Genomic DNA, 12,496 nt, shown 5'->3' on the forward strand with positions numbered 1-12,496 from the left:
GCCCTCCGCCCTGCACGAGACCGCCTGATGGCAACCGTCACCCACGTCTGCACCCTCGACTACATCGCAAAGATGCTGGGCGAAGACCCCGAGCTTCTCAAAGCCATCGTCTACAACGACGACAACCTGACCTATGGCTCGATCATCAGCGTCTATACCGGCCCGGATGACACCGTCACCGCCCTGACCGATGACGGTATCGATGAACTGAAAGACATGCTCAGGGACGCGCGCATCACCACCGAAACCTGGCACGCGTTCCTCGACGACTTTGTCGATGACGCGGAACTCGTCGCCCGCATCAAAACCCAATCGCCGCGGTAACAATCGGTCGGTTACCCCTCTATCGCTGGGTGCCCAGCTTCACCATCACGGGTCTATCCCCGCAGGTGCGGGGGAGCCGACGCCACCGAACTCCGGGGCGACATGCTCGCGGGTCTATCCCCGCAGGTGCGGGGGAGCCCGCATGAAAATCACCCGGCCAGACCAGACGGGGGGTCTATCCCCGCAGGTGCGGGGGAGCCGCCTCATTCGCAGACGATTGAGCGGACACCTTGGGTCTATCCCCGCAGGTGCGGGGGAGCCCGAACCGGTAGGCCAGGAACCGGCGCACATGGGGGTCTATCCCCGCAGGTGCGGGGGAGCCCAGGGCGCGCAGTGCAACCTCGTCCCTCGTGCGGGTCTATCCCCGCAGGTGCGGGGGAGCCGATGCCGTCCCGATCAACTAGAACTCACGGCGGGGTCTATCCCCGCAGGTGCGGGGGAGCCATTGTCTTGTATCGTCAGGAATCGGCTCTGGAAGGTCTATCCCCGCAGGTGCGGGGGAGCCTTGTAGTTCGAGAAGAAACCCCAATTCGAATAGGGTCTATCCCCGCAGGTGCGGGGGAGCCACTGCCCGTTGCCTATGATGGCAATGAGGGCGGGGTCTATCCCCGCAGGTGCGGGGGAGCCCGGATCGCGAGGGACCGGGCGCAACATCAAGCGGGTCTATCCCCGCAGGTGCGGGGGAGCCTCCATTCAATCGGTCGACTCATTCCAGCATCCGGGTCTATCCCCGCAGGTGCGGGGGAGCCGTGCCCCGCTCACGTCCAGTCACTCGGAAGCCGGGTCTATCCCCGCAGGTGCGGGGGAGCCTTCTGCCATATCATCTAGAATGGCTTTCATCTGGGTCTATCCCCGCAGGTGCGGGGGAGCCCGCATAGCCTTGCGGGACAGTGCCGATATTCGGGGTCTATCCCCGCAGGTGCGGGGGAGCCGCTGACTGCGCATTGCCCTTCTGGGCCAGCGAGGGTCTATCCCCGCAGGTGCGGGGGAGCCTCGCAGCAGAGCGGCAAAACAAGGTCAAGATTGGGTCTATCCCCGCAGGTGCGGGGGAGCCGTGGTTTCGTCATGCGTCGCTTTCATGGTGGCGGGTCTATCCCCGCAGGTGCGGGGGAGCCCAAGGAAGGAATGACGCCATGAGACTACGAACGGGTCTATCCCCGCAGGTGCGGGGGAGCCGAGGAAATGACAACCGCCGATCTAAGATCCGAGGGTCTATCCCCGCAGGTGCGGGGGAGCCGGCTGTTGTGCCCCGTAAAACATGAAAGCGCCGGGTCTATCCCCGCAGGTGCGGGGGAGCCCGGTAGATGGCCGCCACCTCGGAATCGGTGATGGGTCTATCCCCGCAGGTGCGGGGGAGCCCGTCTCGTTCTCGGGATGCGGCGGCAAGTCCAGGGTCTATCCCCGCAGGTGCGGGGGAGCCGGGGATTCGCCGGTCGGTATTTGCGACGGCGTGGGTCTATCCCCGCAGGTGCGGGGGAGCCGCGGCTTCCTTGTGATTCGCTATACTTACCTTGGGTCTATCCCCGCAGGTGCGGGGGAGCCGCGATCTTGCGAAAATCGGAATCGCCACATACGGGTCTATCCCCGCAGGTGCGGGGGAGCCCGAAGTATGGCGCGACGGTAAATCCCGAGGCGGGGTCTATCCCCGCAGGTGCGGGGGAGCCCGCGGGATATTTATGGTGAATTGTTGCTAGGCGGGTCTATCCCCGCAGGTGCGGGGGAGCCGCGATAACACATTGGTCATGATATAAGCATGGGGGTCTATCCCCGCAGGTGCGGGGGAGCCGCGAGGATAGGTCAAGATTTTTCGCAACATGGGGGTCTATCCCCGCAGGTGCGGGGGAGCCGACTGCTGTGCTGGTCATCTATCGGTCCTCTGGGGTCTATCCCCGCAGGTGCGGGGGAGCCCCAATAGAGCCTCTCCTTGCCGGCCCACCACAGGGTCTATCCCCGCAGGTGCGGGGGAGCCTGATCAATGCTGCCTTTGGCCTTCGGGTCGCGGGGTCTATCCCCGCAGGTGCGGGGGAGCCACATTTTGGCATTGACTGGCACGTTTTGGCACGGGTCTATCCCCGCAGGTGCGGGGGAGCCAAATTGATAGTGGTGCAGTAACCGCCGCGAAAGGGTCTATCCCCGCAGGTGCGGGGGAGCCCGCCGCAGGCGATGGACCGCCTGGATGAAATCGGGTCTATCCCCGCAGGTGCGGGGGAGCCTCATCCGCCTGACCAGCGCCGAATTCGACCGCGGGTCTATCCCCGCAGGTGCGGGGGAGCCTCTTGGCTATCGACTTTGACGATCCACCAGATGGGTCTATCCCCGCAGGTGCGGGGGAGCCTCTCTTGCCCAATATATTGAATTTCCAGCGATGTCAAAAAGCATACGCGCGAGTGTTTTCACTGTTACACACGCTTGACGAGTAAAACCCCATCTGCGTCGACGATCTCCTTGGGCGGTTCGCCCAAGGTCTCGATCCTCAGATTCCCGGTCGCGCCGGTGTCTCGCCAGACCATGGTCAGCGAGCCACGGCCGAGCGCCGTCCACCAGTCGGTCATCACCGACCAGACCCGTCCGCGTACGCCGGCCGACATGTCGGGGGCGACATAGACGCCTGGCGCAATCTCCAGCATCACCGAGGTGAGAAACCCGCGATAGCGCGCCTCGACATCACGGGTCACGATCATCGTCAGTGGCATCAGGGATCGCGCCCCTCGATCAGCGCCTTGATCCGCTCGATCATCGCCGGGATCACGCCCTTCCGGGCGATCGTCTCTCCGGTCAGGCGCCGGGCGAGGCGTTCGATATTCTCGCCGGGCCGGTCAAGGGCGATCCTGGCCGCTTTGAAGGCGCAGGGGATCGTTAGCGGATCGCGCCAGAGATCGGCGATGTCCAGAACGAAGCTCTGGCCCGGATCCTCGTGGATAAAGCCGAGTTGGGGAATGGTGGCGGTTGCGCAGACGGCGATGGCGGCGGCGGCCTCGACGGCCGAGGCGGCATGATTCAGCGCCTGATTGGGCAGGTCGGCCCTCATCGGATCGCCGCGGTCATAGCGTCGGCCCCGCCAGTCGATGCCTATGCGCTGCGCATGCAAGGCATAGGTCTGTTTCATCCGCGCCCCCTCGATCCCGCGCAGGACATCAAGCTCGCCATGAGGCAAAATCTCGCCCAGACGGACGGCATACATGCGCCGGGCCGTCATGATCCGAAGATCGTCATCGGCCCAGATCCGCGCTTGAAGCCGGGCAAGGCCCGAGCGGTCGGGGATTATTGGCGGCGCGGTATAAAAGCGCACCCCATCCTCACCAACGGCGGCAAGGGCGGTGCGGGCATGGGCCAGGAGCCGCAGCGCGTCATGGCTGACCGTCGAGCCCGGGCCGAGCAGGATGATCGACACGCCTTGCAGCGGGATGGCATAATCGCCCGGTTGCAGCGCATCCACCTCGGTGCTTTTCCCTTGCAGGAAGGCCAGCGTGCCATCGCGTGCGGTTAACGCCCCGCGCGCGAGGTAGAGGCAGCCTGCCCGGTCGGCATGAGGCACCTTGGCGCTGTCGAGTCCGAGCCTGCCCTTGAGCATCAGCGCGGCCTTTGCGGCGGCCGCAGCAGCAGCATGCCATAGCCATAGCTGCGGTGGCGCCCGACGCCACTTGCCAGCAGCCGGGCAAAGGCCGCAGCGTCAGTGACGGTCAATGTGCCAAGCACTGTCACGTCGGGCCCCTCGATTCTGCGTCCGTCCCGGACGGCAATCTCGCGGCGAAAGCTCGCCAGACGGCTGGTTTCCCGTTCAAGCTCGGCGCCGGGGAGCAGCCGCGCGGCCAGCCAGTCCAGATAGACCGCCTCGCGCGTCACCTCCTCGCCGCGCAGGGCGCGGGCGAGGAAGGCATCCACCTCGGCCCCTTTTCGGAAGATGAGCGGCTGGCCGTCTTTAGTTTGGCCGGACAGCGGCGACGCCAGCCGCACCACAGGGCGCATCCGCAGATCGAAGCCGATGCGCTGCCCCGGTCGCCAGGCCGTGCCCGGCCGGGGGATCGAGCGCAGGCGATCTAGGCGGATGGCCGCGGCGTCCGAGGGGGTCTGGCTGATTTCGGCGCTCTGGCGCAGGGCATCGGCATCATGGTCGGCATAGGCAAGCAGCGTGCCCTGCCTGGCGCCGGGGGCAACCATCAGGCGGAAAGGTTGCAAGACGCCCGGGCCGAAGACCTCGCCCAGCAGGTGATGCAGGGTAAGTCCCTCATCCGATCCGCGCCCCCACACTTGTCGGGCACCGGCCCAGAGATGGAGTTGCCGCAGATCGACTGGGAGTTCGACGAGATGCAGGCTCATGTGGTGCGCCCCAGACCGACCCGGCGGCTGCCGGCATGATAGCCATTGCGCCAGATCCGCAGATCCGCAAGCTCTGTCATCGTGCCAGAGCCTTCCTCAGCGGGCCAGAGCGCGTCTCCGGTCTGGCCGGTCGCCGTCAATGCGGCACGAACCGTATCCGCCGTGAGCAGCCCCTGCAGCAAAGGGCCGCTAGGCAGGCAGGGCTTGCGGCCCAGAAACAGCGGTCGGGCCGGGCGGTCGAGCGCCGCGGCGAGATGGTCGAGATCCGGCGCCGCGTCGTCGGCAAGACGCAGCACGACATGGCAATCGTGATCGGCCAGATAGTCACGGCGGCGGCGGTGCGGGCTGTCATAGCTCGCACCGGCACGCTGATCGGGACTGCCCCAGGTGGTCCAGCCGCGATCATTAGCTTCCAGCTTGGCATTTTGGTTGTCGGTCAGCCGGCGGCCCTGCCGGGCATTCACGGCGCCGAAGATCAGCCTGTCTTGCAGGGTCTGATGCGCCTGCCAGTCCTCGCGCCGCAGCCCGAGCGCGTTGGCCAGAAGGCCGGTCAGCGCCGAGGCAGAGGGGAAATCCCGCGTCGGCCCAACCTGATCGACCGCAACGCCGCCGAAGGCCAAGAGCGGGGCGGTCAGGCGCAGATGCAGCCAGCGGTGCATCATGCCGCGCTTTCCGAAAGCTGCGCGGGCAGCGTGCGCACGAAGCCCGCTAGATCGGCAAGAGAACCCCGCTCTGCGCCCGGCACATCGGCATTGGCCAGCGTCATCACCCGGCGTGTCTCGCCCGTGGCATAGGCGGCATCCAGCGCCGCGAGATGCGCCGTGAGCTGGGCGACAGCCGGGGCCGTGCTGGCGGCGCAGGCATCGCGGAAGGCTTCCGCCAGCGTGCGGGGCTGGCGGTCGCCCGCCTCGACCAGCAGGAAGGAGGCACGGGAATACGGGGCGGTCGAGCCAAGCTTGGCCCCGGGCGACACTTCTGCGATCAGATAGAGCAGATTGTGCAGCACCTCGCCCGCAAGCGCGGCATCGCCGCCGAGATTGGCGATCAGCCCGGGAATGTCGACAACGACATAGCCGTAGAACAGCCCCGAGGTCAGTTCGGTCTCCTGAATGGTGTCGGCGCCGGTATCCTCTTCCCGCGCCAGATCGTCGGCCGCGATGAAATAGTCGCTTTCGGCCTCTTCGGCGTGGACGGTGAAGGCATGGGCAACATGGACCGGCGCATCGATATTGGCGCGCGGGTCCGAGGTGACCATGCGGCCGAACAAGGCTCCGGTCAAGCCGCCCGGCATCCTGGCGCCCTCGCTCAGGGCCTTCAGATTGGCCTTGTGAGTCTTCAGCCAGTCCTTGGCGATCTCCTGTGCCGCTTTCCCGTCGCCCGCCGCTTCGGCGGCCAGCCGCTTCGCCTCGGTGGCCAGATAGGCCACCTCCACCTCGCCCAGCAACAGGGTCTGGCGGGACTTCTTGTCCGCACCCTTATCGCCATAGACGGCGACCAGCAGCGCCTCGCGGATCGGTTTCAGGACGGCTTCATCAACCTCTGTCAGATCGGCCAGAACCTTGCGGTCGATGGTCTCGCGCGAGCGGAAAGCATCAGTCGCGCCTGCGATCCGGCTGAGTGCATGGGGGTCGTCGGCAAGGCGCCAGTGCCGTTTGAGGCATTGCGAACTGACGCGGGTGCGCAGCGTGCCGCCATAGGGCAGCCGCTTGGCCAGCCCGGCATCGTCGCGGTTCAGGAGCGCTGCGGTATAGGGAGCAAGGAAATGGATTTGCAGGAAGCGGGGATCAGGCATTCTGGGTCTCTTCGATCTGGGATCTGTCTAGGGCGCGGTAATAGCTGCGGGCAATATCATTGCGGTCGCATTCGAAAGCGGCGCGGGCGAGGCTGATGAGATCAAGCGGGGGGTGTTTGCGGGCGATGCCGCGGATGATCCGCTCCAGCGCCTCCAGCCGGGCCGGACCGCGCAGGGCGAGGAGCCGGGCCAGCCGCTGTTCGGACACCCCGGCCTCGTGCAGAACCGTACCCAACGGGCGCTTGGCATCATGGACCGATGTGGTGGCGCTGGCCGGGGTCAGAAGCGCCACCATGCGGGTATAAGCCAGCCAGACGGGTTCCTCAGCCGATGAAAGTTGCAGGCGCGCGACCTGCCGCCAGAAAACAGGGGCACCGGCCCCGTCCATCCGCCGGGCCTCGGCCTTGCTACCCGGATCGGTCGCAGCCAGAGCGGCAGCGATCGACAGGGCGCAGCGGGCGAGCCTGTCCTCAGGTCTGACTGCATGCTTGGCTTCGGGCGTATCTGTGGGCATGTCAGGCATCCTGTGCGTCCTGTTGCTGGAAGGGCTGCAACACCTTGGCGATGCCCCGCTCCAAAGCGTCCCGGCTACGGGCCTCGGCGCGGGGACGGAACAGACTGGCGCAAGGGATGGCGCTGCTGGCGATGTCGAATTCTCTGCGAGCGATCGCGGCAAGCGCCGTCAGGAACTCGCGGCGCATCAGGGTGAAATCGGCATCCACCTTCGCGGATGCTCGCAGCCAGAGTTCCGGGAAGAACAACTGATCCACCGCATGGCGATAGGCATCACGCGCGGGTTGGGCGCGGGCATAATGCGGCTTGCCGCGCTTCTTGCGATCGCCCTCGGCCGCGATCAGGGATAGGCCGTCGCGCAGCGCGGTTTCTATCGCGTCGATATCTTCCTGCACTTCGGCAGCGACCGAAACTGGCTTCGTGCCAAACAGCCCCGCCTTGACCATCGCCTTCGGCACCGGCACGAGGCGCGAGCGGAAACCGTCAGTTTTGGAATTGCCTCGGGCAAAGGCTTCGGCGATCAGAACCAGCGGCGCGGCCTCTTCCCCCGGCTGCGGCAGAGCCAGATCGGGAACTTTCCAGTCGCCGCCATAGAGCAGTCGCACCAGCACCTCATGGCTCCAGTCCTGCTCGCCAAGGGTAAAGCTCTTGTGCTCGGTCTTGTGCACTGGCGCCCAGGGGTCGCCGGTATTGCCCTTGGCTTCCTTGGCGGCCACACGCGCAGCCTTCGAGGTGCTGCGCTCGGCCGTGATCCGATCTCCCGCCTGCGACAGGCGGATACGGCGGCAGACCTCGATGAACATGGGGTCGAGCCGGTCCAGATCGAGGCCTGGCCCGTCGCCCCAAGGATAGAGCCAGAGAAGGGTCAGCCCGGCAATGCCACTGCGCCGGGTGAGAAGCGTGCGCAGATCTCGCGCCCACCAAGCCGAGGGATCAACCTCGACAGATCCTTCGCGCGCGGGCGCCAGCGCGATCATCGCCCGCGATGAGGAACCGCCGTTCATCCGAGCGATGCCGTAACTGTCTTTGCCTCCATAGCCCTCCATCGTCTGGAGGCTGACGAGGGCGAAGATCCAGTCCTGCGGCTCCGGTCGACGGGCGATCTCGCGTTTTATGTCGTGATTGCGAGAGGTTATGAGCATGTCCAGCGCATCGGGCGTGGCGACCGGCGTCCATTTCTGACCGCCGGGATCGGGCGGTTGCAGGAAGGCGGGGTGCTTGCGGTCGGTCTGGATCAGCTGCCAAGGCGCGTCATCGGCGAAGTCGAGGGTGAGCGCCCGCAGCGCGCTACGCCAGCTATCCTCATCCTCGGGCAGATCGTGCCGGCCCACGGCATCCAGCGCCAGCACGGCAAGCTGCACACAGAACATGTGCCAAGCCGGGCGCTGATGCGGACGCAGCGCAGGGAAGGTCGCGACCTCGCCCCGGGACATGGCGGCGAACAGACCGGGGAGGCTATGCGATCCCCGGTCTGTCGAGATAAGCGGCTCGGTGAGAAGGTTGCCGCTCATCGAGCGCAACGCCCCAAGAATTTTGGGGAATGCACTTGGCCTGCGGCTTCAACCTCAGACAAGCAGGGTCTATTCCCACCGAAGCGGGACACTTCGAAGGAGAATACCAGCCCGAGATCGACCCCTGTGACCCGGTCGCCATTGGGACGCCGCTTTCTGCCCGCCAGGAAGCGCGTACCAGCCTCAATGAGACGTCTCATCGGTATGAAGCTCCTCGTGATCGTTGAACATCAGAGAAACAGTTATCTACATCTTCAAGGATGAGAGCTGCGGCCTTAGCTGTCAAGGCTCCGTTGCAAGAATCGTTAGCCCCGCCGTGTCATAGCCGAACATCTTGCCGCCGACGCCGATCCGCAGTGGCGCGGTGGACAGCAGTTCGACCGTCTCCTCGCCGGTCAACCCTTTCGACCAATGCGCGGGCAGCGTCAGGTTGCGCACAGGCAGGCCGAAGGCTCCGGGCGTGCCATCGGGGAGGGCCAGCATAGCGCCCTCCTCGCCCAGCCGGGTGCGGATCTTCTCGTCATCGGGGAACGAGATCAGCGGCGCCTGGCGGTCGAGGATCACGAGATCCGCCGCGCCCATCTCGGCCAGTGTCTTGCCGTGCAGGCGCTGGTGGTAAGCCTGCCAGCCCCGGGCCTCGGCGATCCGTGCCAAGGCCTCGGGATGGGTCGCAGCTTCCACAAGCACGCGGTTCATTTCGGGAATATGCCAGACTGGTTGTCCTGTGATCTGATCCAGCGTTGCGGCAAGACCGGGCACATCGACATAGACGCCCGAGAGGCTCGGACCCGCCGCATAGGCGCCTAGACCGTTATCGGCCCGCTGCACCAGCGGATCGAGGCCGCCCGGCGGGCAAAGCACAACGGCACGCGCCATTTCGAACCCTGCGGGACGCGCGCGCTTGTGGCGGTGCAGGCGCCCGATCCGCTGCAGCAGCACATCCATTGGGCAAAGATCAGTGATCAAGAGATCCGCATCGATGTCCAGGGACTGTTCGAGCGTCTGCGTCCCGATGACGACCCGACCGCCCAGCGACCCCTTGGCGCCCAGGGCCCCCTCCACCGCGCTATCCAGCAAGGCCCGGTCCTCGGCCGCAAAGCGACTGTGGTGAAGCGTCGGAATGCCCCGTATCTGCAACAGCAGTTCCGGCGCTTCGGCCTGTACGGCGGCGAACGTTTCCTGCGCCCGCCCCACCGTGTTGCGGATCACCAGCGCCCGCGCTCCCCGCCGCGCGGCGGCAAGGGCAAGATCGGCCGCATCTGCCCCGGTCCAGCCCAGATGCGCACGCATCTCCACGGCCTTGTCCGCACGCGCTTCGCGCTCGACCGGCTCGATGCCGGCCGCCGTCCAGACGGCTGGATAGGGTCGGGCCGCCTCCTCGGGCAGCGCGGCGATCCCCGTTCCGAACCATCGGCAGCGCGCGGACGCCCCCAGAGTCGCGGACATCAATAGAACATGCCCGCCCAAGGCCAGATGGTCGCGCGCCATCCGTCGCTGGACCTCGCTCATATAGGGGTCGGAGGCATGAACTTCGTCGATGACCAGCAGCGCGCGCGACAGGGCGGTGCCGCGCAGATGGGCGTATTTCACCTGTAGCCCGCCGAGAGCGACCTGATCCACCGTACCGATGGCGATCGGCGCCGCGAGATAACGAGCGGAATGCTCGGCCGCCCACCGGCTCGGCCGCGCTTTGCCATCGTCCCACAGGACCGAGAAGTCAGGCAGGCGCCGACCCTTCGCCTCGCCCGCCACCACTTGTCCGGGGATCGCCAGCAGCGCCTCGGGCACAGGCTTGAACATAAGCGCCAGTGCGGCATTGACCCGGCGCTGCAACTGTCGCGCCGCCGCTCTTGTCGGCACGGCGAAGTAGAGCGCCTCGACCTCTCCCGCGGCCAGAAGTGCGGCAAAGCGCCAGAGCGCCGCCTCGGTCTTGCCCGCTCCCGTCTCGGCCTCCAGAAGAACGAGCCGTTCGCCCGTCGTCAAACCGCCGATCGCCAGTTGTGCAGGCCGCGGCCGGGGATGATCCTTCGAGATCAGTTCCCAACCCGGTGGCCCCGAAAGCGTAAGGATATCCGCGGCCAGGCCGATCTCGGCAATGCGTGTCTCCGCGCGCAGCAGTGCGGTCTGCCAATAATCGTCGCGCAGGCGAGGCTCGTAGGGGAAGGCGCGGTTGTCGGAGGCAATCCAGTCCGCAAGGGTCAAAAGACCGCAGATGAAATGCACAAAAGCCGGCTCGGCAGGGGGCGGTCTCGCCTTGTCCAGATCGGGAAACCATGCCTCGAAAGCCGCCCCGATCCGGCGATGCTCCATTTGCCAGTCATAGCTCGCGACTGTGGGAAAGGTGGCGGCAACCCTCCCCGACCCCGGATGGCTCGTCGGTCGCCCGTGATGCGACAGAATCATGGAAAACCACTGCTCCAGCTCGGGCCAGGCGGCCAGCACATGGTGCCAGCTCGCGCCCGGCCCGTCTCCGCTCGGCGCTTCCGCCCAGAGCCACCCGGCTTCGAGGTGCCCGATTGTCGCCAGGTGACCCTTTCTGGGCCAGATCTTGGCTTGAAAGCCCGGAGCGAGCTTGCCGATGTCATGCAGGAAGGCCAGCGCGGTGAGGCAGCCGATCTCGGTCGGGTTTAGTATACGTCCAAGTGCCGCCTCAGCCTTCAGGCGATAGGGGCGACGCGACAGAAGCAGTTGGAAGACCGCTGCGACATCGGCGCAATGATGCCCAAGATGATGATGCCCGAAGATGGGGCTGAACTTGCCCCAAGCTGCTCCCCAGATCGGACCAGCCCGTTCTGCTTGCATCAATCGTTCACGCTCTGGAGACCAAGACATTTCGCAGCCTATCTGTGGCACGGAAAATTCTACGTGTCTCGGAAAAACTTCAACCTGGCCTGATCCGCAGTAAAGGCGTGAGAAATTCAAATAACTCTCAATACTGTCGGAAGGCCCGCCGCTATCGTCCGAAGCGCCGGTTTGGGATTCTCTTGCAGGCCAAGCGAAATACCTACCCTGCTGTATTCCGAATAAATGGTCACGTCGGGATTCCGAGGCATCCTACAGGATCCCGTGCTGTGATTCTGAGGCGCCAGCCGTGCCGTACTGCCATCGGGCTGCTCTCCTCCCTCACGGCTAGTCTGGCTGATATCTCGCTGCGGTCCGCACGAATGATCATGTTCAATGTGTTTCTGCGGGTACTATGCTGCAGTGCTGCTAGACAACTTTCCGCCCATCGCGTCCACCCACCTGCAATGCCGACCGCGTCGGAAATCTGCGCGCCTGTATCAGCGCCCGTCGGCTTCTCTCACGATTTGAACGATATCGCGAGGGTCTGATCCCATCGCTGTAGCTATTTCGACTAGTTCCACCACCTCGATTCGCCGCTCGCCGTTCTCGTACTTCGCCACGAAGGACTGCGGCCGCTTCAGGCGCTCTGCCAGCTCGGTCTGCGTCAGCCCTGCATCCAGGCGGGCCTGCTTAAGGGCAGCCATCAAGGCCAGATGACCAGGGCTGCGCAGGGTTCGGCCCATCCTTGAACTCCAGATAAATCCGGAATTCGGATAGTGGTACTTGAGTGATATCCCATTTTGGGTTATTTTGTGCCGGACGTGTTTGCATCTTTATTTTCAGGACCAGCCGATGCCCCAACAATGTCCGCATTGCATGACCGAGATCCATGCCGAGGCCTCCACCTGCCCTGCCTGCGGGGCGATCCGCGGTGTGTGGGGCCGCTCGGTCGAAAGCTGGCGCCAGGCATCGACCTTCATGCTCGGCGTGGCCGCATTCTTCGTTCTTGCCCGTATCGTCTTTGGCACCTGGGTTGCATCGGTCGATGACCGGACGACCGCATTCGACGGGTTGATCGCCTTCCTGTTCCTGTCGCCCTTCATGCTGTTCGCCGGCGGTGTCGGCCTGTTCCTGCGCTACGTGATCCCCCGCATGCAGGAGGGCTGGTATCGATGAGAGCCGCGAAGCGGAAACCGACCGCCGGCCCGAAGCGCACCTCGATCTGCCTCAGCGCCGAAGCGCACAGATCCCTGCG

General features: G+C 65.3%; 11 protein-coding genes and 1 CRISPR repeat array. Of the genes, 2 read left to right on the forward strand and 9 right to left on the reverse strand.

The features are described 5' to 3' along the window. The coding region (locus AQY21_RS01975; protein ID WP_238986668.1) for a hypothetical protein at positions 1-324 on the forward strand (324 nt) is incomplete at its 5' end. A 49-nt stretch (positions 325-373) separates the two neighbouring features. Then, positions 374-2,659: a CRISPR direct-repeat array (repeat unit 29 nt; unit sequence GGGTCTATCCCCGCAGGTGCGGGGGAGCC). 64 nt (positions 2,660-2,723) lie between these two features. Here AQY21_RS01975 and cas2e read toward each other — a convergent pair. From cas2e to AQY21_RS02020, 9 genes are all read right to left on the reverse strand, one after another. Continuing rightward, complete coding sequence (cas2e, locus tag AQY21_RS01980) at positions 2,724-3,017, reverse strand: type I-E CRISPR-associated endoribonuclease Cas2e (RefSeq protein WP_010399215.1); 294 nt, start codon at positions 3,015-3,017, stop codon at positions 2,724-2,726. Then, the gene (cas1e, locus tag AQY21_RS01985; RefSeq protein ID WP_058096193.1) at positions 3,017-3,895 is read right to left on the reverse strand and encodes a type I-E CRISPR-associated endonuclease Cas1e; all 879 of its coding nucleotides are present in this window, start codon (positions 3,893-3,895) and stop codon (positions 3,017-3,019) included. Before cas1e ends, cas2e begins: the two co-directional genes overlap by 1 nt. After that, entirely contained in the window at positions 3,895-4,641 is a 747-nt protein-coding gene (locus tag AQY21_RS01990) for a type I-E CRISPR-associated protein Cas6/Cse3/CasE (RefSeq protein ID WP_058096194.1), read from the reverse strand. Before AQY21_RS01990 ends, cas1e begins: the two co-directional genes overlap by 1 nt. After that, on the reverse strand, positions 4,638-5,303 hold the full coding sequence (cas5e, locus tag AQY21_RS01995; protein WP_058096195.1) for a type I-E CRISPR-associated protein Cas5/CasD: 666 nt from the start codon (positions 5,301-5,303) through the stop codon (positions 4,638-4,640). The genes AQY21_RS01990 and cas5e overlap by 4 nt, the downstream gene beginning before the upstream one ends. Further along, entirely contained in the window at positions 5,300-6,433 is a 1,134-nt protein-coding gene (cas7e, locus tag AQY21_RS02000) for a type I-E CRISPR-associated protein Cas7/Cse4/CasC (protein WP_058096196.1), read from the reverse strand. The genes cas5e and cas7e overlap by 4 nt, the downstream gene beginning before the upstream one ends. Next, positions 6,426-6,947: a type I-E CRISPR-associated protein Cse2/CasB gene (gene casB / locus AQY21_RS02005; protein ID WP_058096197.1), complete on the reverse strand. Its 522-nt coding sequence runs from the start codon at positions 6,945-6,947 to the stop codon at positions 6,426-6,428. Before casB ends, cas7e begins: the two co-directional genes overlap by 8 nt. 1 nt (position 6,948) lies before the next feature. Then, a complete protein-coding gene (locus AQY21_RS02010) occupies positions 6,949-8,316 on the reverse strand; it encodes a CRISPR-associated protein Cse1 (RefSeq protein ID WP_152988063.1) in 1,368 nt (455 codons plus the stop codon). A gap of 423 nt (positions 8,317-8,739) precedes the next feature. Further along, on the reverse strand, positions 8,740-11,259 hold the full coding sequence (locus AQY21_RS02015; RefSeq protein WP_058096199.1) for a CRISPR-associated helicase/endonuclease Cas3: 2,520 nt from the start codon (positions 11,257-11,259) through the stop codon (positions 8,740-8,742). A gap of 479 nt (positions 11,260-11,738) precedes the next feature. Further along, complete coding sequence (locus AQY21_RS02020) at positions 11,739-11,984, reverse strand: helix-turn-helix domain-containing protein (protein WP_010399197.1); 246 nt, start codon at positions 11,982-11,984, stop codon at positions 11,739-11,741. Positions 11,985-12,093: 109 nt separating this feature from the next. Here AQY21_RS02020 and AQY21_RS02025 point away from each other — a divergent pair, with 109 nt between their 5' ends. Next, positions 12,094-12,417 (forward strand): zinc ribbon domain-containing protein, encoded by a 324-nt coding sequence (locus AQY21_RS02025; protein ID WP_058096200.1) that lies wholly within the window; start codon positions 12,094-12,096, stop codon positions 12,415-12,417. Positions 12,418-12,496: the final 79 nt, after the last annotated feature.

The sequence above is a fragment of the Paracoccus sp. MKU1 genome (assembly GCF_001447385.1).
Lineage (GTDB): Bacteria > Pseudomonadota > Alphaproteobacteria > Rhodobacterales > Rhodobacteraceae > Paracoccus.

Bases quoted from the DNA above. Each gene is read 5' to 3' on its own strand.
- cas2e (WP_010399215.1), bottom strand. From the start codon at position 3,017: ATGCCACTGACGATGATCGTGACCCGTGATGTCGAGGCGCGCTATCGC.
- AQY21_RS02020 (WP_010399197.1), bottom strand. From the start codon at position 11,984: ATGGGCCGAACCCTGCGCAGCCCTGGTCATCTGGCCTTGATGGCTGCC.
- cas7e (WP_058096196.1), bottom strand. From the start codon at position 6,433: ATGCCTGATCCCCGCTTCCTGCAAATCCATTTCCTTGCTCCCTATACC.
- AQY21_RS02015 (WP_058096199.1), bottom strand. From the start codon at position 11,259: ATGCAAGCAGAACGGGCTGGTCCGATCTGGGGAGCAGCTTGGGGCAAG.
- AQY21_RS02025 (WP_058096200.1), top strand. From the start codon at position 12,094: ATGCCCCAACAATGTCCGCATTGCATGACCGAGATCCATGCCGAGGCC.
- cas1e (WP_058096193.1), bottom strand. From the start codon at position 3,895: ATGCTCAAGGGCAGGCTCGGACTCGACAGCGCCAAGGTGCCTCATGCC.
- cas5e (WP_058096195.1), bottom strand. From the start codon at position 5,303: ATGATGCACCGCTGGCTGCATCTGCGCCTGACCGCCCCGCTCTTGGCC.
- AQY21_RS02010 (WP_152988063.1), bottom strand. From the start codon at position 8,316: ATGTTCTGTGTGCAGCTTGCCGTGCTGGCGCTGGATGCCGTGGGCCGG.
- AQY21_RS01990 (WP_058096194.1), bottom strand. From the start codon at position 4,641: ATGAGCCTGCATCTCGTCGAACTCCCAGTCGATCTGCGGCAACTCCAT.
- casB (WP_058096197.1), bottom strand. From the start codon at position 6,947: ATGCCCACAGATACGCCCGAAGCCAAGCATGCAGTCAGACCTGAGGAC.